Genomic DNA, 25,604 nt, shown 5'->3' on the forward strand with positions numbered 1-25,604 from the left:
TCCACAAAGAAAATATGTGGGGCACAAAACCCTACACTTATATTGTCTGTGATTCTATAATCCTTTTTGAGAAGGATTGATGAAGTCTGGTAAAATAATCCTGCGCGGGATCGTACAAGGAGTAGGATTCCGCCCGTTTGTCTATGCCCAGGCACAACGGTTTGGAATAAAAGGGACGGTCATCAATCACGGGAGCGAAGTGGAGATCGATGCTGCCGGCGAGGAGTTCGATGCGTTCTGCCGCGAGATCAGAAAAGGACCGAAGATGTCGGTGATCGACTCGGTGTCCGTCGAGCCGCTGCACGACTGGAATCCTCCGGCAGATTTTACTATTCTGAAAAGTCAGGACGGGGCAAGGACGGGATTTGTTCCTGCAGATATTGCGACCTGCGAACACTGTCTCCACGATATTATGGATCCAAACAGCCGGTATTTTGGATACTGGGCAACCTCATGTACCGACTGCGGACCAAGATACAGCATCATCAAATCCGTTCCCTATGACCGGGAACGAACGAGTATGGATGAATTCCCGGCATGTCCGGATTGCCTGAAAGACTACGAGAATCCGGGAAACAGGCGGCATCATGCCCAGACGATCACCTGCAGAGAATGCGGACCAAAACTTTCTCTGCTGAAAGGGACGGGTGAGAATATTGAGGGGGCCGACCCCATCTCGGCGGCGGCAGAACTGCTGGATGCGGGAAATATTGTGGCCGTCAGAGGGGTTGGAGGATTTCATATCTGTTGTGTTGAAAAGACGGCAGAACGTCTGAAACAAAATCTCGGACGACCGAACCAGTCACTCGCCGTAATGATGAAGCCCGAGACGATGCGGGATTTTGTCGTCGAGCCGACAAAGGAGGAGTGGGATCTCCTCAAGGGACCTGTTCATCCGATCATGATCCTTGATAAGATCGATCCGGAATCACACCGAGCCCTGTCCCAGCTCCACAATCTCGGCGTGATGCTGCCGTATACGGGACTCCACCATCTGCTGTTTGCAAAACTCAAATCTCCCCTTTTGATAATGACCAGCGCGAATGCTCCGGGAACGCCGATGATCACCGAAACGAAAATCATCATCGAAAAGATGGGGCGGGTTGTGGATTATATTCTCACCCACGACCGGGAGATCGTGAACCGGTGCGATGATTCGGTTGTAAGAGACGGGTATCTGATCAGAATGTCGCGGGGTTTTGCCCCGCTCAGAACAAGAATGGATCTTGGGGACAGGCAGATCCTCGGCGTAGGGCCGGAACTGAACGCGAATGCAACGATCTATAAGGGCGGATTTCTGATAACGTCGCCGCATATCGGAAACATCAGAAACCCCCCGACCGTGGCATATTTAGAGGAGACGATCGAAAAACTGACCAGTCTTACCGGATCGATGCCGAAGATCATTGCCCACGACCTCCACCCGCAGTTTCTGAGTACACGGGTCGCTCAGGAACTTGCCGAACGATACGGGGCAACTCTCTGCCCGGTCCAGCATCACTGCGCACACATCGCCTCGGTGACGACCGAGGAGGTCGTAGGCATCGCGATCGACGGGGTTGGATACGGAGAGGATGCAACCATCTGGGGAGGGGAGATTCTTGCGGGATCGCCGGGAAACGGATATATGCGGACCGGACATCTTGAACCGGTGCTTATGCCCGGGGGGGATCTGGCAACAAAGTTCCCGGAGAGAATGCTCTACGGCATTCTTCCAACAAAAGACACCCTGTCGCTTCTTCAGAACAGAGGGTGGAACGATACGGCTCTGAGAATCCTTGCCCAGCAGACGGAAAAACGGTTCAACACCCCCGTCACGACGTCTACGGGACGGGTTCTGGACGCAGCGGCGGCATTACTTGGGATCTGCCGGGAACGGACATACGACGGCGAACCGTCAATGATGCTGGAGGCATATGCCGCACGGGGCGTTGCCCAGCCTATGGAAATCAGTATCGAATCAAGGGAAGGGCGGGATGTTTTGCTGACATCCTCCATCCTTCGTGAGGGGATGGAGATGCTTTCTGACGGCATATCTGTTGAAGACATTGCAGCATCGATCCAAACGACTCTGGCAAAGGGCATCGCGGATACGGCGCTTGCGGGAATCGAAAAAACCGGCATACATACAGCGGCACTCTCTGGAGGAGTTGCCATAAACCGCTCCATTCGGGAGACGATCATTGAAACGCTCAAAGAGGCGGGAGTTGCCTGCCTCACGAATCCAAGATACCCATTCGGTGATGGCTGTATCTCCTGCGGCCAGGTTGTTACCGCCGGGATTCTTGCAAAAGAGGGACGCATATGACAGCATGTGAAGTACACGAAAAATGGAATGAAATCGAACTGAGGATAGCGCAGCCGGCACAATTCTACAATTTGCTCGACCCTGCGCCGAACGACGAGAAAGAGATCAATCAGGTAACCGAATCCTACATCATGGACTCGCTCGATGACATGCAAAACGATAAACGTGGTTCCGCGAAGATCGTTTTGTATCTCGAACAGACTCTTTACGATGATGAAAAAACACGCAAGGATATGGAAAAGGCAATCCATTCCCATTTTGCCGAAAGAGTCTGTTCGGCGACCCTGAAATACAAACAGGCCATGAACAAAGGGCGGAGATACCTCATCCGCGGACTGATTTTCCTGATAATCTGTCTGATATTCAGTAGTGTGGTAACCAGCATTCACAATCAGAATGATATCATCTATGCGATCGGACAGAGTTTTGTCATTATCGGCTGGGTCGCCCTCTGGAGACCCGTAGAGTTCTATCTTTATGATCGCCGCGACATGATTGACGAGAGAAAAATGCTCTCACAGCTGGAAACGATACCCATTGATACTCGCAGATGGGATAAACAAACCTGAAAAATAAACCATCCTCTTTTTCAAAAAAATCCCGTCAGGAAAATATCCTAAACGATGGGAAATACCTCAGCCGATTGATGCCGGATTAATTATTAAAAAAAAGATTTAGCCGAAGAGTGCGCCAAGGCCTGCCATGGCGTTCTCTTCTTCTTCTTCCTTGTTCTCTTCGGGTGCTGCTGCCTCTTCGACTGCTGCTGCTGCGCCTGCTGCTGCCGGTGCTGCTGCAACGGCGACTGGTGCTGCTGCTGCCTTGGAGATTGCTTCCTCGATGTCGACACCGTCAAGTGCTGCGATTAATGCTTTGACACGGGAGTCGTCAACTGCGATACCTGCGGCAGAGAGAACTGCCTTTACCGATTCTTCATCCACAGTCTTAGCTGCGGAGTGAACTAACAGAGCTGCGTAAATATACTCCATTTTGATTTCACCTTTGTATTTGTTTAAATTGCCTTCAGGGCGTTTGCTTGTCTGTATGCCTTGCTGATGATCAGCTCGATGACACCCTTCTCATAGATGGATGCTTCTACACCGAGGTTTCTTGCCTCACGGACGGCCTTCGCGATCTGAGCCTCAGTAACACCGACACATGCCGTTGGAACTGCTGCGTTGACTGCGAGGTTGAATGCCTGCTGTGCTGCGAGAGTGATCTTTGCCTTGTATGCCTCGTCGTCTACAGAGAGGACGTCCGGCAGATACAGGTCTCCCTCGTAACATACTGCGAGGAGGGAGAGACCGACCGGCATTGGTTTAATGCCAAGCTTTGAAAGCACATCGGCCTGTTTCTTGTTGATAGCCTCGCCAGCTTTAACAACGGTCTTGGTCTCTTTGATTTTGACCTTTCCGCCGTCGATAGCTGCCGGGATACCAGCCTGCTGGAGTTCTCCTACGATCGGTCCGGGCTTAAAGGTAGTTGGTCCTGCCGGAACAACAATGTCTTCAGGAGTGATCTCGCCTGCTTTTGCGGAACGCTTTGTCTTCGTCTGCTCAAGGGACTTGAACAGCTTAAAGGGGTTGCCGTTTGCAAAGATGAGGGCGGAGTGTTCGGAAACCTTCCCGTTCAGATCAACGAAGTGACCGCCGAGTTCATTCATGGAATGCTCGACAAGGGTGTTTCTTGCAACCTTCACAACTGCATTGCTGCGCAGATTTCTGCGGATCTGCTGGAACTGTCTTGCGGGAATACCGTAGACATCAACTAAGCCGACGAGTGCATACTTGTCGGCGAGATCTTTGATCTGCTCAACTTCTTCACGTTTCCATGCGGGAAGATGGTGGGTATAAATTGCCATACTTACATCACCTTCACTGCTGGACCCATCGTGGTTTTGACGTAGACGGAACGGATGTTTAACTCTCCGCTTTCAAGTCTTCCTACAACCCTCTTTACGACGGCGTCAATATTTTCAGAAACTTCCTCAACGGTCATGCCGGTGTTGCCGACTTTCACAGACATATTGAGTCTGTCTTTTGACCGAATCTTAACGGAGTTTCTCAGACGCTCGACGATCGGAGTGATGTCCTGGGTCGGCGGGATCGGCTGCGGCATTTTACCGCGTGGACCGAGTCTCTGACCAAGCCAGCGACCAACAAGGGGCATAACCGCGGTCTCTGCAAGGAAGAAGTCATACTGTCCGGCCATTTTGCGTGCTTCACGCGGAACGCCGCCCAGACGCTCGATCTCGTCAGGGCCGATAATTAAATCGACACCGGCGTTACGTGCCTGGGATACAATATCTCCCTTACCAAGGACGGCGATCTTTTTGACGCCTATTGCCTGTGGCAGAAGAATCGTCTCATCAATACGGTTTTTTGGCTGGGCCATGTCAACGTGTTTCAGGTTGATAGTAATATCAATACTTTCCTGGAACTTACGCTCGGGGGCCTGCGTGATTGCTGCCGTAACAGCATTTATAATCTGGGTTCTTTCAACCATTTGATGAAGCCTCCCATAGTTCTTCGACTGGAGTGTTCCCCAATCTCCTATGGTTTTGTTCTCTACTACTGTACATTTTTTTACGTGGGAAATCCACGTACCCGTTTGAAGCGGTGCAAACAAACTCGCTTATGCGAGCTGTTCGTCCCACTCGCCTGCATTGACGGCGGCAATTGCCTGTTTGGCAGTTTTGCCTTCGACGGTTACACCAACGGAAACGCAGGTGCCCATGACTTCCTTTGCGGCCGTTTTCAGGTCGTAGGAAAGCATGGATTCCATCTTCATCTTTGCAATGCGAATGACAGCTTCAAGCGGCAGATTACCAACTGCCTGAGTGTTCGGAGTGCCGGAACCCTTCTCAACACCCGCTTCTTTCATTACAAGAGCGGTTGTCGGAGGAATACCGACTGTTAACGTGACGTTCTTTTTGTCATCGACCATTACCGTTACCGGAACGGACATGCCATTGAACTCAGCAGTCTTTTTGTTGATATCATCAACGACTGCCTTTACGTTGATCCCAAGGGGACCCAGTGCCGGACCGAGTGGTGGTCCTGCAGTTGCTCTACCGCCGGGTACCAGTACCTCGACAGTTTCTGCCATTGTATCACCGTATGTTGGCGCATACCCGAAGGTAGCCCAACATTGGTTCACTAAGGTCGACCTCTGAGAACATAAACCTACTGGATAAATGTCCCCGGAAAAAGAGATTGATTGGAGAATGTATGGGGATTTCCCGCATTCACGCGGAAAAATCCGGGTTCAATCCTGATTGCGATCGATCACACGGACGTTGTCGCCGCGAATCGTGATCGGGATCGGAACGATCGATTCGTAGAGTTCAACAGTGATTTCTTCTTTGGTGTGATCAACGCGCTTGACCACAGCCTTCTCGCCCTTGAACGGACCGGCGATCAGTTCCACGATGGTTCCCTCGTCGATACCGGATACAGCCGGTTTTGGAACGAGGAAATGTTTGATCTCTTCCAGAGATGTTTCATTCTTTAAAACGATCCTGGCATGAGCGATCGATTCGACAAGCTCCTCGATCCTGGCATGCTCTTCGGGACTCTCCACGAAGACGTAGCCTTTGATATCTTCCGGCACGACTACTGCGGTGACGACGACGTCCGTCATATTGTTCTCGATTGCCTCGCGGATGTTATCGGCAACGGTCCGCTCGTGCTTGGATGTCGTCTTTAAGATATAGTAGTGATTGCCAAACTTTGATTCAGTCATAGTTATGGAAGGAGATATTCAAATATCAGATATATCAGAAATCCGAGAACGCCGATAAGTACGATTCCTACTGCAGCGACTGCGGAAATTTTCCAGAACTCCTCTTTTGTAGGTCTGCGTGCAAGTTTTAGAACACGGATATATTTTCTGAAGAATTCTGAGACACTTGCTTTCGTAATCTCCGGTTTCTTTATCTGGACGGAAGGGAGTGCCTTTTTTTCATCGGTCTTTTTCTCGTTTTTAGCCATGTATTCACCTCAGGAAGTCAATCTCAAACTTTGAGCGCTGGACCTGACTTGATTGTGATGCCCTAGATATTTGTTCCTGCTTACCATAAATCTGTGGTGACTGGACACCCGTGACGATAAGCATGGTCCGCATACGGCCCTCCATCTTCGGGTCGACCTGGACACCCCATATAATACGCGCAGATGGATCGATTCTCTGATAAACTTCCTGGACAACACCTTCGGCCTCGACCATCGTCATATCGGGTCCGCCGATAACGTTGATGAGAGCAGCGGTCGCGCCGGTGATGTCGACATCCAGAAGCGGAGAACGCAGAGCTTTCTTGATCGAGTCGGTTGCTTTGTCCTCGCTGTCGGAATCGCCGACACCGATCATGGCAATACCGCCCTGTTCCATAACGGTCCGGACATCGGCAAAGTCGAGGTTCACGAGACCCGGGAGCGTGATCAGTTCGGTAATTCCTTTGACAGCACGCATCAAAACCTCATCCGAGACCTTGAATGCCTGGGCAAGCGGAAGGCGCGGGACGACTTCTAAGATGCGGTCATTGGGGATCACGATAACCGTATCGGCAACTTCCCGGAGACGCTCGAGACCGATCTCGGCGTTTTCCATTCTGGTCGCACTTTCACTGGTAAACGGCAGAGTAACGATCGCGATCGTCAAAGCGCCGATCTCTTTTGCGACTTTGGCAACGACCGGGGCAGAACCGGTACCGGTTCCTCCGCCGAGACCGGCGGTCACAAACACCATGTTGCTGCCGGCAAGTGCCTGGCGGATAACATCCTCGCTTTCAATGGCAGCCTCTTCGCCGCGCTGGGGAATTGCACCGGCGCCGAGACCTTTGGTCGTCTGGCGGCCGATAAGGATACGGCGGCCGACTCTTCCTCTCAGCATCGAGAGGTGCTGGGCATCGGTGTTCAGTGCGTAAATGTCCGCACCCTCGACTCCTTCCTCATAGACACGGGCGACGGTGTTGGATCCTCCGCCTCCGCAGCCGATTACGGTGATTTTTGTCCGGAGAGCATCAAGGATCTCGTCGAATTCGTCATCCTCGTCCGTCGGTGTCGTCTTGGCAGCGGAAAAACTGTACTGACTCGAGTAGTCAACCTCGGGTTTCGGCTGCTCTTTCTTCACGGCGGGAGCCTGAACCGGGGCTGCTGCCTGAACCGGTTCGGGTGTCTGCGGACGGACTGAGTAGGTTTTTGCACCGAGTTCAGCTTCGGTTTCTGCGTCGTAAATTGCGGAAACCGGCGTGTCGTCGCGTGCAACGTCTTCGAACCGTTTGCGTGATAATGCTTCTTCTACAATTGATCTCATGAGTAATTCTCCAATCCCGGTATTTTGATGGATGTCCTGACCACTTTCGTGACCATATCCGGCGTGATCATTCTGCCGTCGGGAAGAGTCACGGGTTTTCCGGCAACAAGCTGCCCGTATAACGGACCTGACGGGACCCCGAGCGTGCGCGCGAGCACGGGGTCGAACTGCCGGCGGGCTATCGTGATTTGATCACCTTCCACCAAACTATCCTGTGTACGTGTTATTTGTTGAACGGATAAGACTATTAAATCACCTGATACCTTCTGCCTGTTTTTTGCAGAAGTCAGCAAAGTCGGCATAAGTCTGCCGCCTTTTCCGGTCGTGTGAAAAATATTTCCCATTTTGTCCAGCTCAGCAAGGAAAATCTCCTCATAGCCGAGAAATGCTGCGGAAAACAGATCAGACGGAAGTTCGACCACGGCCGGGTCTCCGTCAAAGATTCTGCCGTGCGGGAATATTTTCAGACCGGGAGCCTGCAAAGCGGCCAGATCGCGATAGGCGACCCAGGTCGAAAAAGACATCGCGTTCATTTTCCGCAGATCGCCTTCGGTGATCTCCTCCAGCCCGACTTCAGCAAGTATCCCTTCGATATGGGAGATCTCCTGCTTTGACAGAGCTTTCCGGTCGATATGCGCGGCAAACACCCCGCACGATTTTGCGATCATCTGGGACACCATCTCTTTGGAAACCGAACCGACATCCCGGGTATGCATCATATGCCCAAATGCTCCCTTCGTCTCGAGACCGATCGCCGTCTGCCGGACCGCATAATGCGTACCGCCAAACCCGATCAGAGGGACAATCTCCGGCGAAGGGCGGGCATACAGAACGCTTTTTGCCGCCGCAATACAGGCTGCGGGATCGTTCCACTCTTTTTCCGTACTCCCCACCTCGACAAAAAAGAACGGGACCGGAAAATCCGTCGGCCCGTGATGCGTGATCTCGTACGAGACCCGGTACCCTTCCGGAACGAACTCGGCGTGGTTCTGCAGAATCGACTTCATCCAGGCAGGACTCGTCAGACCCAGTTCCCGGTCGTTGCCGCCAAGCCCCGCGATACCGAAGTTCCCTGCCGGATGGACCGTCAGAACAGGAACCGGATTCACACTTGAATGACGCGAAACAACAATGATCAGATCCGCATCAGGGTTCACCGCGGATTTTTCCGCATGGATGATCCGGCCTGAAACAGTGTGAAACGTCACCTCGTTCCCGTCGAAAAGAGGGAAACCCCCCTCCGGCGGATTTTTCAAAAGTTCGTCGATAGCTGCCCGGATATTTCGCCCGGCCGGGTCCGAGTCGGAGTTCAGTATATCAATAATCATATCACAAATACCCAATTCCCGTCAGGGAAGAGAAGATCCAGAGAATGACGAATATCACCGGGATGTGGACGAGATAGATGAAAAGCGTAACGGCCCCGTTCCCGAGTTTCGCAAAAGCCTCCCCGATTTTTCCAGGTTCCCGGATGGTAAAACTGCGCCTGCCGTTTGGATAGAAAACGGTTCCAAGACCGACCCCTAAAAGAAGCACGCCAAACCAGGGGAACAGCGGGAAATAATCCTGCGTATACTGCATGAAATCCTCGGCATGGATGCCCAAAGGATACAGCCAGGACGGATCATTGATGTACGGGAAGATAAACGCCCCGATCGCGATGATAATCAGACCAAGGATGATGTTCCATCTCCCGTATCTAAGGAGAGGGATCGCCAAAAGCATGGATACACCAAGCATATGCAGAAAACCGAACTTGATAAATGCCTCGCTGCCGAGAAAAAGCGAAGCCCCGATCCAGCTGCCGATGGTAATACAGAAACCGAGAGCCAGAAGAAACATCGCCTTGATGACCAGAGCCAGGTAGTATTCCTTTGTCGTTCTTCCCCGCATCCGTTCATGACGAAGGATCATCGCGATACCCGCAAGAAGAACGAAGACTCCCGACCCGAACATATACGTATTATAATAGGAAAGGAAGTTCGGATCCTCGACGATTATATGGAACAAAACAAGACAGGCGAGGAGATGGTAAAACAGCATGCCAAGGATTGCGATCCCGCGGATAGCATCTATTTCCCAGTATCTTCCGCTCTTGGAACTCTGCGAGTCTCCAGACTCGGTAAGGATCGAATCATCATATTCCCGTACTTCACCACCCATTGTTCCCTTCATATTGGTTTTTGTATATCTAAGTAATTTCTGGACGACTAAACATACCCGATGCCGGTCGTCACGCTCAAAATCCACAGCATTACAAAGAAAATCGGCATATGGACGAGGTAGACGATCAGCGTTGTTCTGCCGTGGCCGAGTCTGGCAAAGAATTTCCCGGGGATTTTCGGCTGCCACATAGAAAACGCCCTGACGCCTTTCGGATAGAAGATATTGCCAAGGCCGATGCCTAACAGGATGAATCCGCTCCATGGAAAGAGCGGGAAATAATCCGGCGTATGATCCATAAAGTCGGCCCCGTGAATGCCGAGCGGATAGAGCCAGCCGGGATCATGGATGAACGGAATGATGAAAATCCCAACAAGGATGATCAGCAGGCCGAAAAGAATGTTCCATTTGCCAAACCTGATCAAAGGAATCGCGATCAGCATCGATATGCTCAGCATATGAAGAAAGCCGAACTTGACAAACACGTCATCGTGAAAGATAACCACGGAAGCAAGCCACGTCAGCGCCGTGATACACATGGCGATAAAAAACAGAACCAGGGCTTTGACTGCGATATCGCGATAGTATGCATCCAGAGGCCTTCCAAGCATCCGGTTATAGCGAAGAACGATCGCAACGCCGGCAATGAAAACGAAGGCTGCCGAGACGATCACGATTGGACTGTAATAATACAGAAACTCGCGGGTCTCCTGAAGAATGTGAAACATCACGAGACAGGCGAGAAAATGAAAATACAGCATCCCAAACAGAGCAAGGCCGCGAACGGCGTCGATCTCCCAATACCTTCCGCTCTTTACTAAAGGGGGAGATCCCGGAGATATGCTCTGTTCGTCGCTCATTGTTTCAGGCATGTAGGTGTTAAGCAGATAAGTAAGTTCCTTAGAAAAAGTCAGAGATGCCCGATGGGACAACCGAGCATCCCGGAAACTACGACGATCACGAGAATGACGGACCCAATCACCGGGATATGGGCCAGATATATCTCGAGAGGATACCTGCCGATAAGTGCAAGACTCTGGCCGATCTTACCCGCCGAGGGGAGATTGAACCTGCGGATCCCGTTTGGATACAGAAGAGAGCCGAGGAAAACGCCAAGCAGCATAACGCCGACCCAGGGAAAAACGGGGAAGAAGTCACGCGGATAGAAATCCGGCGGCAGGATCCCGAAAACCATCAGCAAGGCGGGTCCTTTGATCGTTTCGAGAAAGAGACCGAGCAGGATGAACGATACCGCAGGGATCAGGCTCCATTTCCCGAATCGTAAAAACGGGATGCACAGGATCATGGAGAGACCCATCATCTGCAGGAAGTTGAAGTACACATATCTTCCGTCGTTGATGAACACCAGAATCAAAAGGGACGCAATAACGGAGACCCCAAGCCCGATCAGCATGATCTCTATCCCGCGTTTCAGTATAGCCATATAATAGGCCCGGCGCGGTTTATCGAGCATCCGGCCGTGGCGAAGGATCAGGGAGGTCCCGGATATTATAACGAAAACGCTTGTCCCAAGCGGCAGATAGACCCCAAGTCCAAGCCAGACATCCACATTGATGATGTGGAAAACGCCCAGGAGAAAGACGGTGTGGAATGCAATCATCGCCAGAAGCGAAAAACCGCGTATCGCATCGATTTCCCAGTACCGTTCCTTCACCGGGGCGGGACAGACGTCATCCATGTACATTAGTATTGGGCCGGCGAGGTAAAGATGTTCAGTATTGTTACGACACACCCACAAGCAGTCATCAGTACACCTTCTTCGCGAGTTCGCTCACGAGTCCGAACAACTCCGGAGCCACCCACGCCGGGGTGCAGTATTTCTCATAAATGCACAGACGTTCCCGTACCTCGTATCCGCGGGCAATGTCCTTCAATGCATCCAGAGCCGGCCAGGGATGTTCCGGATTGATGTAATCGATCGTAACCGGCGACACTCCGCCAAGATCGGTCACGCCGAGATCAAGAAGGAGGGAAGCATCGGCAAGATTCGGCGGGATCTGGATCGACACATCAGCGGGCAGGATCTCTTTAGAAAGCCGGAGGGTATCCGCGATCACCTCGGTCGAAGCTCCCTGAAACGACGCCATGTCGGTACCTTCTTTCGGGCAGAAGTTCTGGACGATCACTTCCTGGATGTGCCCGAATTTTTTATGCAGATCGCGGATGACTTCGAGCGACTCGATACGGTCGTCCCGGGTTTCGCCGATCCCAAGCAGCAGTCCGGTGGTGAACGGGATCTTGAGTTTTCCCGCATTTTCCATCATTTCTATCCTGACTGACGGATCTTTTCCCGGACTGTGGGCATGGGCAGGGATCTCGGCGGTCGTTTCAAGCATCAGACCCATGCTCGCGTTCACGGGCCGGAGATCCTCCAGCTCCTCATAGGTGAGGATGCCGGCATTCGTGTGCGGCAAAATCCCAAGCGAGATTGCGTATCTGCTCATGTCTTTACAGTAGGAAAGAATATCGGGATACCCCATCCGGTTAATGTATGCGGTGAAACCTGCTTCGCGTTCGGGACGTTCGCCGAACGTGAAAAGGGCCTCGGTGCAGGAAAACGCCGCCCCGCGTTCGAGCGTGGAGACAACCTCCTCCTTTGGCATCACGCAGCCTTCGGCCACCGGGGATTTGAACGAGCAGTATCCGCAGGTATTTGCACAGACGTTGGTCAGCGGAAGAAACACGTTGCGGGAAAACGTAATGACCGGCATGATCACGCCCCTTCTTTGAAAACACGGCGTCCGATAACAAGACACAAAAGCGAAACGATCAGGCAGATGCCGGCGATCAGATAGAGAACATACCCAAATCCAACCAGCAGTCCCGCGATCGCAGAAATGACGGCGGCTACTAACAAACCCCTACCCCAGTACTCGAAAAGCATTCTGTAGGATACCACAATATCAGTATCATACGAGGTGTAGATACATCAACTTTTATCATCCTTTGAAAGCATATTCATGTATCCTATGATTGATCTGCTGTCTGTGATCTTCGGCGAGCTTATGTGGTTTTTCCAGGTGATAGTTGTGCTGATGGATATCGCAGCATGCATTGTCGTCATTTTTCTGGAAAGACGCAGTCCTCAGGCGGCACTGACCTGGGTCATGGTAATGATATTCCTGCCGTTTTTCGGGTTGGTAATGTATCTGTTCTTCGGCAGACACCTGTATGGTTCCCATATCTTCAGCAAAAAGACCCAGGCCGATCTGATGCTGGCAGCCCAGGCTGAGGAACAGTTCCACAAGATCACGGAGAATGCACTGGAACTCGCCCCGAACATTTCGCGGTTCGACAGCACGATCGCCCTCCTTCTCAGTCTCGACAACGCGGTCTTAACGAGAAATAACGAGATCACGCTCTACACCGACGGGGAGATGAAGTTCGAAGCCTTCAAAGAGGCGATTCGAGGGGCAAAACATCACATCCATCTGGAGTATTTCATCATCAGGGACGATGAACTTGGAAATCAGATCATCGAACTTCTTGCAGAAAAAGCGGCACAAGGCGTCGAAGTCAGAGCGATCTTCGATGCCGCCGGGACGTTTTCGGTGAAAAAAGATTTTTTTACTCCGCTGAAAAAGGCGGGAGGGGATGTGCGGATCTTTTTTCCGCTCAAGGTTTCCTTTCTCAATACCCGGCTGCATTTCAGGAACCACCGGAAAATTCTGGTGGTCGACGGAACAATCGGGTTTATCGGCGGATTCAATATCGGGGACGAGTATCTCGGGAAAGGACCGATGGGATACTGGCGGGACACGCATCTGCGTCTCCACGGAAAAGCCGTTATTGCCCTGCAGACCCGGTTCATCATGGACTGGAACTACGCGGCAAAGGATGCCCAGATCTCTGTTGAAGACCGGGATACGCCGTATTATCCGGAGGAGGGATTTCGGGACGTTGCCGGGCATTCCTATATCCAGATCGCGTCATCCGGGCCGGATTCAGCAGAAAAAGCGATCTATTCGGGCTATCTGAGTCTGATCGGGCATGCAAAGGAGTCGATCTATATCCATACCCCGTACTTTATTCCGGATGACCCGATGCTGACCGAACTCATTCTTGCGGCACGTTCCGGGGTGGATGTGAGGATCGTGATCCCCTGCAAACCGGACCATCCGTTCGTTTACTGGGCAAACCATGCCTATCTCGGGGATCTGCTTGCGGCAGGCGTGCGGGGATATACCTACAATGATGGATTTATCCACAGTAAAGCCGGCGTTTTCGACGGGATAGGGACAACGATTGGTACGGCCAACTGGGATATCAGGAGTTTCAAGCTGAACTTCGAAACGAACGCGTTCGTCTATGATCTCGAGTTCGGGAAAAAGATGAACGAGCTCTTCCTCGCGGAACTGGAGACGAACTGTACGGAGATCACGCTTGAAGAGTACAATCAGCGGTCGGTATACGTGCGGATCAAAGAGGGTATTTCCCGGCTGTTCTCACCGATCCTCTGACCTTTTTTCAATAATCTATTTATAGCGAAGAGCTCCAGTAGAGAATGTATGAAAAAAATCTGGTATGTTCTTGGTACACTCATTGTCCTGATGGCCGTGACCCTGTCAGCAGGGTGTATCTCATCTCCTTCGGATACCCCGACACCCGTGACCCCGGTCCCAACCACGACGACCCCAACCCCCGTTCCAACACCGGTGGAAGTCATGCAGGGTCAGGAACTGACCATTACCGATACGGGAAACACGATCACGATAGGCATTTCGCAGAGAAAGTTCAGCAGTGAAGCCGAAGATGTGCTGGCAAAAGGATCCTCGGCGAATCCGACGCCGGCTCCCGGTCAGTATGCCGTCATGCTGAAAATCGCGGAGACCTTTGACGGCGGGGAAAGCACAGCCAAGCTGGTTTCCCCGTATCATTACGAGATCTATGTGAACGGTATCGGTTATCCTGCCGTACCTGCCGTCCTGCCCTCGGGATATACGGATTTCCCCACCACCAACATCCTCAAATACGCAACTGCCGAAGGCTGGCTCGCCTATATCATTCCGCAGGGCGACGCAAAACTTGCCTACGAAGTAAAAGAGGAGCCGCTCGGATTCATCAGAATAAACTACTGATCTTCCACATTTCTTTTTTTAAGACGGGACTTCGGCGGCGTGTTCTCAATCCAATTCGGGAAGGAGCTTGTTGGGTGCGGATAGATGAGATAAAACAACCGCGAATCGGCGCGAATCCCGCAAGCCTTCGGCTTGCTCCCAGAATCGGATTTGCTTATCCTCACTCTCGCTCGTCGTATCTGATCGATACGACGGCTCGTCCCTTCATCGGGAACGTTCGGGCAAATCCTGTCGCCGCCCCAGCGGCTCCCAATAAGAACTTCTTCCACCCCCTCTTCCCAAAAACGATTATCTGAACATCTCTCTCAACTGAGGCGCTGGGGCGCCGACAGGATTTGCCCGAACGGTCCCGATGAGGGATGAGCAAGACAACGAAGCTGGATTGCGAAAGTGAGGATCAGCAAATCCGATTAGCTTCGCCCGAAGGGCGGATTCGCGCCGATTCGCGGTTGGTTTTTTTCTTGTGTCAAAACGAATGCCGTACACGAAATCGAAGTGCATATCAGCATTACGTCCGTTTATCTTGACCGAGACCACAACACCACGTGACCCCCTCTTTACCAGGACTTAAGCTCTCATCCGCATCCAGCTCTGCCGGGCATGGATCCTCATCGCCGGCGCCACATACGGAATATATCCCGGCGTCATACACGCACCCATCAGAATATTCTGCCCCGAAGAGCGGGATACCCCGCACACACCCGTTTTCCTGCATCTCACATCCTCCAGAAACTCAAGCGGCGTCTGATTGGCATAGCCGACGGTCACGGCCCGTCCCACTTCCCAGAGAACGTGGGCATCCGAACCGCCCGTCATGCACGTAGTGTTCTTCTGCGCATACCTCTCGGCCCGCATATTCTGCCGAACCGACATCCCGCTGCAGATCACTTCAAGACCGTCAAGCTCTCCTGCGACCGAGGACTCGATAACGCCCACATCGATCCCTTTCATAACCCCCCTCACGCTCATCCCGTATCCGTAAGGATGGGCCGCGATCACGAACCCGCCCGCATTTTTCGCGTCGGCGATGACCTTCTCCGTGGAAATATCCACCGCCATATGCGGACACTTCCCCCGGTGATCCTGGATCGAAGCGGCGTAGTAGGAAGCAAGATCCCGGTACGTCTCGAAATACACCAGAACGTGCGGGCCCTCCAGAGCCGAGACCTCGATCCCCGGAATAACGTTCTCCGAATAATCAAGCGCCTCCTTCACCCCGAAAATCACATTATGATCCGTTATTGCGGCTGAAATATCGTTTTTATTGAGATATTTGGCAAGTGTTTTTGGTTGTGTCCTCCCGTCCGACGCGGTCGAATGAACATGCATATCGAACCCTTTATTCTCATCGTCCTTTACGAACGGGGCATACAAAACATTAGTCTGCATCTGTTTTCAGTATATTGGAGCGCGGAGGTCAAAAAGTAATTGGCTGCGGCAATGGTTTGACATTATGTAATATAAACAAACCAATATGTTAATAATGTTTTACATCAAACTGAGTATAAACGAGGTGACAGAAAAAATGAATCCACGAAAATTCAGGCACGAATTAAAATACTACCTGAATACGGCAGACTATTTGATCATCAAAAACCGTCTGTCGACCATTGCCGGACCTGACGAACACGCCGATTCCAAAGGGTCATACAGAATCCGGAGTCTGTATTTTGAAACACCGGACGACAAAGCGCTCCTTGAAAAACTCTACGGAGTAAATGAACGGGAAAAGTTTCGGATCAGGTATTACAACAACGATACCTCATTCATCCGCTTAGAAAAAAAGACCAAAATAAACAATCTCACGAACAAAATTTCCGCACCCATCACGAAAGAAGAGTGCGAAAAACTCATAGCAGGCGATACGGAATGGATGCGTGAATCGAAAAACGGCCTCATTCTCGAACTGTATGCAAAGATGAAGTATGAACTTCTCCGCCCGAAAACGCTCGTCGACTACATGAGAGAACCGTTTGTCTACCGCCCCGGAAATGTGCGGGTGACCTTCGACACCAAGATCTCGACCGGCGTGAACGCAGTTGATTTATTAAACGCCAATATCCCCATGATCAGAACAAATGAAGAACAAATCATCATAATGGAAGTAAAATATGACAATTATCTCCCCACAATTATCAGAAGTATGGTACAGGTACAAAACAGAAGGGTCACTGCCTTCTCGAAATATGCAGTTGCACGGGTCTTTGGGTGAGTAAATGGCACTGACCTTTGACGATATATTATCCTCGGACTTTCTGTCGACGGTGACCGAGTTCTCCTTAACGGACATGCTCATCGCGATGGTGCTCGCGTTTGTGCTCGGGTTGTTTATCCTCTATATCTACAAGAAAACGTTCACCGGCGTGATGTATTCGTCCGGATTCGGGATTTCGCTTGTTGCCATGTCGCTTGTGACGACGATGATCATTCTCGCGATCGGATCGAACGTCATCCTGTCTCTTGGTATGGTCGGTGCTCTCTCAATCGTGAGATTCAGATCGGCGGTGAAAGATCCAATGGATATAGCCTACCTGTTCTGGGCGATCTCGGCAGGTATCGTTCTTGGTGCCGGACTCATCCCGCTTGCGATCTTCGGGTCGGTGTTCATCGGTGTTGTTCTCTACATCTTCTCGGCAAAGAAGCCGACGGACAAACCCTACATCCTGATCGTGGACTGCGAGGATGAAAATGCGGAAGCAGGCGTGACCGCCCTTCTCAAGAGAACCGTGAAAAAGTCCCTCCTGAAATCAAAAACCGTCACTAAGACCGGCCTGGAACTCACGATCGAGGTCCGCCTTCCGGATCAGGAGAGCGGTTTCGTGAACAAGATCTCGGAACTTACCGGCGTCTCGAATGCCGTTTTAGTCAGCTACAACGGCGAATATATGACGTAAGATGAAATATATCAACACCATCACTATTTTTCTGATCGTTGGTGCGGTGTTATTCACCTGCATGCTTATGTTTAATCCGACGGCTCTCGGGATAACGGCAAAGGATACTCTCTATGAGAGCACCCTTTTCGATAAAGACGGGATCACGACGGTCAACATCACGATCAGCGATGAAAACTGGGCGGATATGCTGGAAAATCCTCTTGAGGAGGAGTTCCATCTCTGCGATATCACGGTAAACGGCGAGACATACGATTCGGTCGCGATAAGGACGAAGGGGCTGACAAGTCTGTCGTCGGTTGCAAGCAGCGATTCGGACAGATATAGTTTCAAACTCAAGGCCGATAAGTATGTGAGCGGGCAGAGTTTCGACGGGCTGGATGAGTTCGTTTTGAACAATATCTATCAGGATGCGACCTACATGAAAGAATATCTCTCGTACGAGATGATGGATTACATCGGCGTCGATACGCCGCTGTATTCGTATGCGGCGGTCTATATCAACGGCGAATATTTCGGTCTGTATCTGATGGTGGAGGCGCCCGAAGAAGATTTCCTTGACAGAGTGTACGGAGCGGATTACGGCGAACTCTATAAGCCGGATTCGATTTCGGGCGAAATGGGCAATATGGGCGGCGGCGAGGGAGACGAGCGGACCGGTTTCCAGATGCCCGATGCCGGGAATCTCACGGGTTTCCCGGACGATATGAACCAGATGGATTTCCAGAACCGAACCGGGATAATGAATTTCACCAAGACTGACGATCAAAACATGACGATGCCTACTATGGGAGGCGGAGGAATGGAAGGAGGGATGAGCGGCAGCGGCGGAGGTGCGGATCTTGTCTATATCGATGACGATATCGACAGTTATGATCAGATCTTCGATAATGCGGTTACTGATGCGAAGAAGTCGGATGAAAAACGCGTGATTACAGCGATCAGGAATCTGAATGAAGGCACCTATCTGGAGACCTACGTCGATGTTGACGAGGTGCTGAGATACTTTGCGGCGAATACGGCTCTGGTGAATCTGGATAGTTACGTGAGTTCGATGAAGCACAATTACTATCTGTACGAGGAGGATGGTCAGATTTCGATCCTGCCGTGGGATTTCAATCTGGCATTTGCTGCCTACGGAATCAGTGATGCGAGCGAGGCGGTGAATTTCCCGATCGATACGCCGGTCGCAAGCGGTGTTTCTCTTGATGAACGGCCGCTGATCGGCGTTCTGCTGGAAAACGAGGAGTATAAGGAGCTCTATCACGCGTATCTGGAAAAGATCGCGACCGAGTTCTACGGGGATTCGTTCGATGAGCGGATCGCGGCGATCGATGCACTGATAGGTGATTACGTGGAATCCGATCCGACGGCGTTCTATACGTATGATGAGTATAAGACCGGGATCACCACGCTTGTGGAGTACGGCGATCTGAGGGCAGAGAGTATTCTCGGTCAGCTGAATGATACGATTCCGTCGACCGAGGAGGAACAGACCGCGAATCCCGATCTTTTGGTGGATGCATCGGATCTCAATCTTTCAGCGATGGGATCCATGAGTGGAGGCGGCGGGGCGTTCCCTATGGGGACACCCTCAGTGGAGCAAGGTCGAGTGTAAGCGAGAACTTACGACTGGGCGGGGTGGCCCCTATGGGCAATCAGGATTTCGGGAATCAGACGATGCCTGGTGAGATGACGCGGCGAATATCCCAGAAAAAAGAAGATGTCACCCTAACCCGACTATTTTTGTATCGTAAAACACCCACATCCACTCACTGATCACCGCGGTTCCGCTAAAATCGGAGGCACTATCGCACCGCGCGGTTCGGGATTTATATTGGTATATGATGATGTTGTATATATGTCAGAAAAAGACAATGAATTAGATGTTGATTTCACCATTCTCGAGAAAGATGTTCTGTATTTTTCAGGAATAACCTACGTTTTCAATGAAAACCAAGTAGCTCATATTGAGGGAGCAGAAGAGGCATTTCCAAAAGGGTATGGAAATTCCGAGATATATCCCGATCAACCACTGGACGAAATACCGGCCATGGAAATCTGTATCACGCAAAAACAGATGGATATTATTGATGAACAGCGCAAAGCACTCAATATTGAGTGGGATGCCTGCCTCGCCCGTATTATTGCCCGCGGCTTTGCTGCGGTCGCTGCCGATGGGCAGGGTCTGTAACTCCAGACAGGAAACGGGGAAGGAGCCCCTTTTCTTTTTATCTCTGCTGATCGTACGTTGGTCTAGCCTGGCTAACGCCCGATCCCAAACGCCTTCAACCCGCAATCGCAAATCAAAGATTTGCTCGCAAGGCAAAGCCTTGCTCGACTAAGGGACCTAAAGGTCCCCGCCTCCGCTGAGGGCGAGCCTTCGGGGCAGCCCGCCTCCGCTAAGGTCGCCGACTCGTTCACAAACCTTCGGTTTGCTCTCCGACTCGGGTCTACGGCCCTTACTTGTTCACAAACCTGCCTTCATGCCAAACATCGCACTTCGAACTATCCGGTTAAACCGGACTGTTGGAATGTTATTTAAAAAATTATCCATTTTACTTACACTCGTGATCTTCGCTGGAATCGGATTTCGGGAGATTCAACAGCGTATTTAGTACCTCTTCCAGTTCATCCTCATCCTCTGTATTTTCCCGCTCCAGCTCCCGTGCCTCGAACACCTCGAACTCCCGCGAAGCCTTACTCTTTGCCCGCTCCATCGAAACTCTCCCGGCATTAGCAAGAATACTCATATCATTCAGTCGAAGAATCGCCTCCAGCTTCACCTCCCAGTCATGCATCGTCATAACCTTCCTGGAACGTGCCTGCTGCTCCGCATACTCCAGAAACTGATTCACCAGCGAATTCATCGTCGTAAGCTCCTCGCTCGAAAGATAATTTTTCGCCGTCAAAACATCAGCCTGACGAATCTTCCCGTTTGGACTCTCCTTCCACGTCGAAAGCCCCATATGCGGTAGATCCGCATTTGCCCGCAGCATCAGGAGAGGTAAACAGATCATCATAGGTCTCAAAGTATTTGTCTGTTTCAATGCTGTATTCCTTAAGCGTGTCCAATCTCCAGCAAAGTGATTCTGCAGCACATCTCATCAGCCTACACTGAATATCTTCTGGAAAATCTGCTTCTCTTGTGGAAAGAATTGCATAGAGTTCATCAATCTCCCAGAGGATATAACTGCTATTTTCAACATTTTCCCAAGATCCATATCTCTGAACTAATTCAGACTTATACGCTGCAATAATCTCTTTAACAGCAGCGAGACTTGCATTCCAGACAGGACGTGATCCTTCCAGGGGTTCATAGAGTAACTTTTCTCTGACATATCCGTATTTTGCAAAAATATCAGTCATTTTTCGATCACGATGTGCGTCAATATATTTTTTAAATCTGACATCCAATTCCGTTGAAATAGTATTCAGGCCTTTTATTACCTCTTCGTGTTGTTTATCCAGATTCTTCATAATATCAACATCCATCATTTCCCCATTTATTTCATTGTTCCATGCTGCATACTTAAAAGAGGATTTAGACAAACCATGACGTGCAAGTTGAAAATACGTGTAATCCTCGGGTTTTTTCTTACCCTGGTCTCTTTTAGTAGGATGTCCCGCCACATCATTTCTTATCTCGCGAATTGCATGCATATCTGGAAAATCGGTATGTATTGTTATTTTTGGCAATTCCAATGCGGCGTTGGCATTCACTAAAGCATCCTGCTGAACAAATAATGCTTGTAATAGCCCATAGATGGCGAGAAACTTTCCTCTCATATCCTCTGGAAACTCGCTTTCTCGGAAATACTGTATCATCTCCTCAGTATCCTGCAAAGTATCCAGAGAAACACAGAGCATGTTCCAGTTTTCTTTCTTTTGATAAATGAGATTATAGGTTTCCGTCCTCATAATATGAGCTCTAATTTGCCGGATAGTGGTATCAAAATCTGCATTCATTCTTTACTCATCTCCTCACATTCATCAGCACTCTCCAACTTGTTATACAAACTCTCATCTGAATGAATTTTCAAATCATTTTTAAAGTCATCCAGGGTTACATCCTTAAAAATATAAGGAGCACTAGTCCAAGGCACATGACAAAATACTTCGCATCTTTCCACTCCATTTTCGGTTATTATCTTGCATTTTGATACGCCGTCTTTATCAATAATCTCAGTAAACCCGCATATTTCATTTAGAACTGAGGCTTTAAACCACTGTCCAGCAAGATTCCGGTAATAGGTTGTTACTACTATCTTTGGATGCGGTGTGCTACAACGAATTTTTGCCCCCATAATATTCCCCGACTCGTCAAACCCTATTCCAAGTCTCTTACATAAAGGCGAAGATCGTTTTACAGTAAACTCAAGACACAAATCAATTTGACCGTCTTTCAAAAGATAAGAAAATGAATCACGATATGAACTTGATTTCATTATCACGGTTTCGTCACCATCTGTTTTTGGGATCTCAATATAACCAAATAAAAATACAGATAGTGCCGGTTCGTTCGATATATTAACACATTTACAACGAACCTGCAGGTGTCCAGTCAACAACTTTGAGAGCTCAAGATTTCTTACTATATTTGTTGAAAGAATTGAGGGAATAACTAAGGGTTGTTTGTCCAGTTGAATCTGCTTTGATAATAACTTCGTCTGTTCTTCAGCCTGTTCTAATGATTTCTCCGAAGCCTTTGCCATAGAGTGAGTAAATATTACATAGCTAATTGTCACGCCAACTAAAATCACCGAGGCAAAAAACGAAAGAACACCGGAATACATATTTGCCCACTCCCAAAACCCTTCGGCATCGACAATCCCGCTCGCGCCAAGTCCCAAGAAAAATCCAATCACGCCAAACAGAAGGATCAGCACGCCGATCATCCAATTGGACTTGATTCTCTTACCAGCATTCCCGCTCTCTTCACTCATTCCCATTTCACACCCCAGAATAATCCGACCTGCTCTCAGGAGAAACCATAACAACGATCTCCTCAACCTCAGAAACTACCCCAAAACCCTCAGCATACAAAGGACTCTCCTCCAAAACCGCATCCTCCGATGACGTCTCAGAATACTTTTCCAAATATTTTTTGCAGTCATACCGTTTCTTCAAAAATGTCGAACCAAGCTGATCAAAAATGCGGCATGCCCTCTTGTGAGAAATAATACCCTCCTGCATCATCATACCGACAACATCAGGAAGCGGAATACGCTGCCAGCCCTCTCGTTCCATCTCCGAAATCATCTTCTTATCCTCAGTAATAAGGGGGATGCCAGTATCCCTGCAGAGGATCAGCAACCCAGCATCATATATACTGAGACCTCTTCGTTTTCTCATCAGGGATGCCGCATCCGACATCTGCGTCCCAGATAAACTCATCGTCTGCAGACCGTAACCGGCCATTTCCTCCCATGACGGTCGCTTCATTTCCGTCTCCTTAATCAAATCAAGCGTAAAGGACTCTCCCACATTCCCGAAAAACTCCTCTTGGATCGAAAGATCCAAAAAGTATGTGAGCCCGTTCATATCAAGCAAAACCTGGTTAAACAGACTCATGCAACCTCCCCGGACAGACTCGTAAAGGAGATCTTCTCTCCAAGAAGCTCACGCCCCTTACTTGCCGAAATGATTCCCTCGGAAACAGCCCGGCGAACCAGAAGTTCCACGCGTTTCGGCTCCTCCGTATGCAAATATGCCTCACCGTTGGAACGAACACTCCATCTCTTCTCCTTGTCAGCCTTCATGAGTTTCTTCTTCGTCTTCTCATCTATGATCTTGAGCGACTCCATCCGGACCAGAAGAGCGAAAACGCTCATCCCATACTTCTCCCGAAGCAAAAGCAGCTCCTCTTTTGTGAAATCCGTTCGATGCACCCCAGTATCCTTCACCAGCATCTGCATTGGAGCCAGCAAAGCAGCAGCAAACCTGTTTGCCGCCATCTCGGCATCACACCATCCGCGATTCACAAAATAATGCCCGAGTTCATGTGCCAGAGAAAACCGCTGACGTTCCTTTGGAGCATTTTTCCTCAATACGATCACGGTACCTATACTCTCATGTGGAAAAGTCACAGCTTCAAAATTATCCGGCCCATCCACAAGCATGATCTTAAACCCGTTATCCTCCGCAGTAGACATCAGATTGTCGATCGGATCCAGACCGAGGTTCCACTTTTTCCGAACCTCGAAAGCGAGGGCTTCAATATCCTCATGAAAATCCTTTACATCCCATTTGAGATCAGAATAATCCACCATCTCATCAGGAATATCCATGATTGACATGATCTCCAGATATTTTTCCAGAAGCTCCTGGGTCCGTGCAATGATCTGTTTTTCTTCCTTCTTCGGCAGTTTTTCCTTAGGATTCGCAAGCCTGAACTGAGGCGTCGATGCCAAAACAACCGAAGTCTCGCGAAAGAAATAATCAATATCGACATGGAGAGCGCGGCTCAGTGAAATCAGCGTACTGGACGATGGACTGATTTTCCCAGCCTCATATTTGGAAATGGTCATTTTTTCTACCGAAACCAGTTCACCGAGCTCTTCTTGGGTCAGCCCGGAAAGTTTTCTTGCTTGTTTCAACCTTTCACCAAACATAACGTATCACCAAATCACGGTTTACTGAAATCTATTTTTTAATAAATTTGTAACCTAATGTAATCATACGCACCTTCACTATATAAATCTATTTGTGATGAAAAAAACCGGCAAATAATAACTGTAAATCAAGATAATAATCACAAAAAAGTAAGCAAACACAGTAAATAACTACGTTTCAGAAATAAGAACGGGTTGCTGAAAAACATCTGGAGAGGGCACGTATCCAACCAGAGCCCCGTTCATTTCATCCAGAATCTGCTGATCATGCTCGCGTGGGCTGCGAACAAAAAATCACCCCAACCTTCTGCACAGCTCCTTTTGGATCTCCGGATCCTGCAGCATTGCAAGCATCTTCGCCTTCTCCGCATCGATCCCCATATCTCTTCTGGCAAGATCCGTCAGAATCGTCGCCGTCAGATAATCACTGATCGACTCAAACTGCGGCTTCTCTCCCTTCGTCAAAGCAACCACGCGGTCATAAACCTCCCAGCTCACCCGTGTGCTCAGCAAAGGCTTCTTACTTTTCACTGCGACCATGTCTGTATGTAAACTTATATACGCATGAGTATATAATACCAATACAAAACAACAGCAATTAAATATCCTCATGACATAATTACTCTTGTAACCCCAATGGAACCAAAACTCGGCGGGGCAAATACCTATCTGAATCAGAATAACCACACTACTTACCGGCAGCATCTGGCAGAGGGGAGCCACAGGCAGTACCCCGAAGCACAGCAAGGCATTTTGGCCCAGATAGACTACAGGGATCCCAGCATCCAGACCCTGTTTTCACCACTTATTCTTGGATGCATCAAAGAGATCCTGGAAAAAGGACGGGACAAAACCTGACCAACATTCAACCTCTTTTATTCGGATTGCAAAGTATTCATCCGCTCGGCTCTATTTTTCTATCCATCTATCTATCCATCTATGCGGATCAAAAAAATGATACCTCAGACAAAACTACGTCCGGACGTAAACAGACAGATAGATGGTTATGTACTCATCTGTGCATCTATCTGCATAGATAAATACGCTCTCTCTCTCTCTCTCTCTCTCTCTCTCGTCTGTACTAAAAATAGTATAATATATGGATAAAAAATAAGTGATTGATGAGGAGTTTTTTCTTCCCGTATTTACTTACTTACGGACGGACTTTTCCTCCCCTAGTCTTTTTTCAACACATATACATATCCATCTACACATC

29 protein-coding genes are annotated in these 25,604 nt (G+C 49.7%); 9 read left to right on the forward strand and 20 right to left on the reverse strand.

Translation table 11 applies throughout. The features are described from left to right. Positions 1 to 79 precede the first annotated feature (79 nt). A complete protein-coding gene (hypF, locus tag MLAB_RS08345; RefSeq protein ID WP_011833944.1) occupies positions 80 to 2,308 on the forward strand; it encodes a carbamoyltransferase HypF in 2,229 nt (742 codons plus the stop codon). Beyond that, the gene (locus MLAB_RS08350) at positions 2,305 to 2,877 is read left to right on the forward strand and encodes a hypothetical protein (protein ID WP_011833945.1); all 573 of its coding nucleotides are present in this window, start codon (positions 2,305 to 2,307) and stop codon (positions 2,875 to 2,877) included. Before hypF ends, MLAB_RS08350 begins: the two co-directional genes overlap by 4 nt. 105 nt (positions 2,878 to 2,982) lie before the next feature. Here MLAB_RS08350 and rpl12p read toward each other — a convergent pair whose 3' ends face one another. The 13 genes from rpl12p to MLAB_RS09900 all read right to left on the reverse strand — a co-directional run bounded on the left by rpl12p (position 2,983) and on the right by MLAB_RS09900 (position 12,659). Then, positions 2,983 to 3,294, reverse strand: coding sequence for a 50S ribosomal protein P1 (gene rpl12p, locus MLAB_RS08355; RefSeq protein ID WP_011833946.1), 312 nt, complete (start codon positions 3,292 to 3,294; stop codon positions 2,983 to 2,985). A 23-nt stretch (positions 3,295 to 3,317) separates the two neighbouring features. Then, a complete protein-coding gene (locus tag MLAB_RS08360; protein WP_011833947.1) occupies positions 3,318 to 4,166 on the reverse strand; it encodes a 50S ribosomal protein L10 in 849 nt (282 codons plus the stop codon). A gap of 2 nt (positions 4,167 to 4,168) precedes the next feature. Next, positions 4,169 to 4,810, reverse strand: a complete 642-nt coding sequence (locus MLAB_RS08365) for a 50S ribosomal protein L1 (RefSeq protein WP_011833948.1) — start codon at positions 4,808 to 4,810, stop codon at positions 4,169 to 4,171. 129 nt (positions 4,811 to 4,939) lie between these two features. Beyond that, positions 4,940 to 5,413 carry a 50S ribosomal protein L11 gene (locus MLAB_RS08370; protein ID WP_011833949.1) on the reverse strand — a complete coding sequence of 158 codons (474 nt, stop codon included), beginning with the start codon at positions 5,411 to 5,413 and terminating at the stop codon, positions 4,940 to 4,942. Between the two features lie 159 nt (positions 5,414 to 5,572). After that, on the reverse strand, positions 5,573 to 6,049 hold the full coding sequence (locus MLAB_RS08375; protein WP_011833950.1) for a transcription elongation factor Spt5: 477 nt from the start codon (positions 6,047 to 6,049) through the stop codon (positions 5,573 to 5,575). Between the two features lie 2 nt (positions 6,050 to 6,051). Beyond that, a complete protein-coding gene (locus tag MLAB_RS08380) occupies positions 6,052 to 6,297 on the reverse strand; it encodes a protein translocase SEC61 complex subunit gamma (protein WP_011833951.1) in 246 nt (81 codons plus the stop codon). A gap of 4 nt (positions 6,298 to 6,301) precedes the next feature. After that, entirely contained in the window at positions 6,302 to 7,618 is a 1,317-nt protein-coding gene (gene ftsZ / locus MLAB_RS08385) for a cell division protein FtsZ (RefSeq protein ID WP_083755075.1), read from the reverse strand. Next, complete coding sequence (locus tag MLAB_RS08390) at positions 7,615 to 8,946, reverse strand: D-aminoacyl-tRNA deacylase (RefSeq protein ID WP_011833952.1); 1,332 nt, start codon at positions 8,944 to 8,946, stop codon at positions 7,615 to 7,617. Before MLAB_RS08390 ends, ftsZ begins: the two co-directional genes overlap by 4 nt. Before the next feature lies 1 nt (position 8,947). Continuing rightward, positions 8,948 to 9,781, reverse strand: a complete 834-nt coding sequence (locus MLAB_RS08395; RefSeq protein WP_011833953.1) for a heparan-alpha-glucosaminide N-acetyltransferase — start codon at positions 9,779 to 9,781, stop codon at positions 8,948 to 8,950. 47 nt (positions 9,782 to 9,828) lie between these two features. After that, entirely contained in the window at positions 9,829 to 10,641 is an 813-nt protein-coding gene (locus MLAB_RS08400; protein ID WP_011833954.1) for a heparan-alpha-glucosaminide N-acetyltransferase, read from the reverse strand. Positions 10,642 to 10,691: 50 nt separating this feature from the next. Beyond that, the gene (locus MLAB_RS08405) at positions 10,692 to 11,480 is read right to left on the reverse strand and encodes a heparan-alpha-glucosaminide N-acetyltransferase (protein ID WP_187146117.1); all 789 of its coding nucleotides are present in this window, start codon (positions 11,478 to 11,480) and stop codon (positions 10,692 to 10,694) included. A 67-nt stretch (positions 11,481 to 11,547) separates the two neighbouring features. Continuing rightward, complete coding sequence (cofG, locus tag MLAB_RS08410) at positions 11,548 to 12,513, reverse strand: 7,8-didemethyl-8-hydroxy-5-deazariboflavin synthase subunit CofG (RefSeq protein ID WP_011833956.1); 966 nt, start codon at positions 12,511 to 12,513, stop codon at positions 11,548 to 11,550. 2 nt (positions 12,514 to 12,515) lie between these two features. Beyond that, positions 12,516 to 12,659: a hypothetical protein gene (locus MLAB_RS09900; protein ID WP_187146118.1), complete on the reverse strand. Its 144-nt coding sequence runs from the start codon at positions 12,657 to 12,659 to the stop codon at positions 12,516 to 12,518. Positions 12,660 to 12,771: 112 nt separating this feature from the next. Here MLAB_RS09900 and cls point away from each other — a divergent pair, with 112 nt between their 5' ends. Further along, a complete protein-coding gene (cls, locus tag MLAB_RS08415; RefSeq protein ID WP_048062121.1) occupies positions 12,772 to 14,262 on the forward strand; it encodes a cardiolipin synthase in 1,491 nt (496 codons plus the stop codon). A gap of 48 nt (positions 14,263 to 14,310) precedes the next feature. Beyond that, positions 14,311 to 14,880, forward strand: a complete 570-nt coding sequence (locus MLAB_RS08420) for a hypothetical protein (protein WP_011833959.1) — start codon at positions 14,311 to 14,313, stop codon at positions 14,878 to 14,880. Between the two features lie 567 nt (positions 14,881 to 15,447). Here the strand turns inward: MLAB_RS08420 and MLAB_RS08425 are convergent. Continuing rightward, on the reverse strand, positions 15,448 to 16,269 hold the full coding sequence (locus MLAB_RS08425) for a PHP-associated domain-containing protein (RefSeq protein WP_048062122.1): 822 nt from the start codon (positions 16,267 to 16,269) through the stop codon (positions 15,448 to 15,450). Positions 16,270 to 16,405: 136 nt separating this feature from the next. Here MLAB_RS08425 and MLAB_RS08430 point away from each other — a divergent pair, with 136 nt between their 5' ends. From MLAB_RS08430 to MLAB_RS08445, 4 genes are all read left to right on the forward strand, one after another. Then, the gene (locus MLAB_RS08430) at positions 16,406 to 17,092 is read left to right on the forward strand and encodes a polyphosphate polymerase domain-containing protein (RefSeq protein WP_011833961.1); all 687 of its coding nucleotides are present in this window, start codon (positions 16,406 to 16,408) and stop codon (positions 17,090 to 17,092) included. A 4-nt stretch (positions 17,093 to 17,096) separates the two neighbouring features. Next, positions 17,097 to 17,774 carry a DUF4956 domain-containing protein gene (locus tag MLAB_RS08435; RefSeq protein WP_011833962.1) on the forward strand — a complete coding sequence of 226 codons (678 nt, stop codon included), beginning with the start codon at positions 17,097 to 17,099 and terminating at the stop codon, positions 17,772 to 17,774. A gap of 1 nt (position 17,775) precedes the next feature. Further along, positions 17,776 to 19,392 (forward strand): CotH kinase family protein, encoded by a 1,617-nt coding sequence (locus tag MLAB_RS08440; protein WP_011833963.1) that lies wholly within the window; start codon positions 17,776 to 17,778, stop codon positions 19,390 to 19,392. A 243-nt stretch (positions 19,393 to 19,635) separates the two neighbouring features. Beyond that, complete coding sequence (locus MLAB_RS08445; RefSeq protein WP_011833964.1) at positions 19,636 to 19,968, forward strand: hypothetical protein; 333 nt, start codon at positions 19,636 to 19,638, stop codon at positions 19,966 to 19,968. Positions 19,969 to 20,332: 364 nt separating this feature from the next. On the opposite strand, the gene rhuM is transcribed toward MLAB_RS08445, so the two are convergent. The 6 genes from rhuM to MLAB_RS08475 all read right to left on the reverse strand — a co-directional run bounded on the left by rhuM (position 20,333) and on the right by MLAB_RS08475 (position 24,928). After that, positions 20,333 to 20,743 (reverse strand): RhuM family protein, encoded by a 411-nt coding sequence (gene rhuM, locus MLAB_RS08450; protein WP_245525966.1) that lies wholly within the window; start codon positions 20,741 to 20,743, stop codon positions 20,333 to 20,335. After that, entirely contained in the window at positions 20,691 to 21,743 is a 1,053-nt protein-coding gene (locus tag MLAB_RS08455; protein WP_048062123.1) for a hypothetical protein, read from the reverse strand. The genes rhuM and MLAB_RS08455 overlap by 53 nt, the downstream gene beginning before the upstream one ends. Then, the gene (locus tag MLAB_RS08460) at positions 21,740 to 22,720 is read right to left on the reverse strand and encodes a hypothetical protein (protein WP_143702799.1); all 981 of its coding nucleotides are present in this window, start codon (positions 22,718 to 22,720) and stop codon (positions 21,740 to 21,742) included. The genes MLAB_RS08455 and MLAB_RS08460 overlap by 4 nt, the downstream gene beginning before the upstream one ends. 7 nt (positions 22,721 to 22,727) lie before the next feature. After that, positions 22,728 to 23,348 carry an adenine deaminase gene (locus MLAB_RS08465; protein WP_011833967.1) on the reverse strand — a complete coding sequence of 207 codons (621 nt, stop codon included), beginning with the start codon at positions 23,346 to 23,348 and terminating at the stop codon, positions 22,728 to 22,730. After that, entirely contained in the window at positions 23,345 to 24,388 is a 1,044-nt protein-coding gene (locus MLAB_RS08470; RefSeq protein ID WP_011833968.1) for a helix-turn-helix domain-containing protein, read from the reverse strand. The genes MLAB_RS08465 and MLAB_RS08470 overlap by 4 nt, the downstream gene beginning before the upstream one ends. A 294-nt stretch (positions 24,389 to 24,682) precedes the next feature. Further along, positions 24,683 to 24,928, reverse strand: a complete 246-nt coding sequence (locus MLAB_RS08475; RefSeq protein ID WP_048062124.1) for a hypothetical protein — start codon at positions 24,926 to 24,928, stop codon at positions 24,683 to 24,685. A 96-nt stretch (positions 24,929 to 25,024) separates the two neighbouring features. Here MLAB_RS08475 and MLAB_RS08480 point away from each other — a divergent pair, with 96 nt between their 5' ends. Further along, positions 25,025 to 25,246 carry a hypothetical protein gene (locus tag MLAB_RS08480; RefSeq protein WP_048062125.1) on the forward strand — a complete coding sequence of 74 codons (222 nt, stop codon included), beginning with the start codon at positions 25,025 to 25,027 and terminating at the stop codon, positions 25,244 to 25,246. The last annotated feature ends 358 nt before the right edge of the window (positions 25,247 to 25,604 follow it).

This window comes from Methanocorpusculum labreanum Z, assembly GCF_000015765.1.
Classification (GTDB): domain Archaea; phylum Halobacteriota; class Methanomicrobia; order Methanomicrobiales; family Methanocorpusculaceae; genus Methanocorpusculum; species Methanocorpusculum labreanum.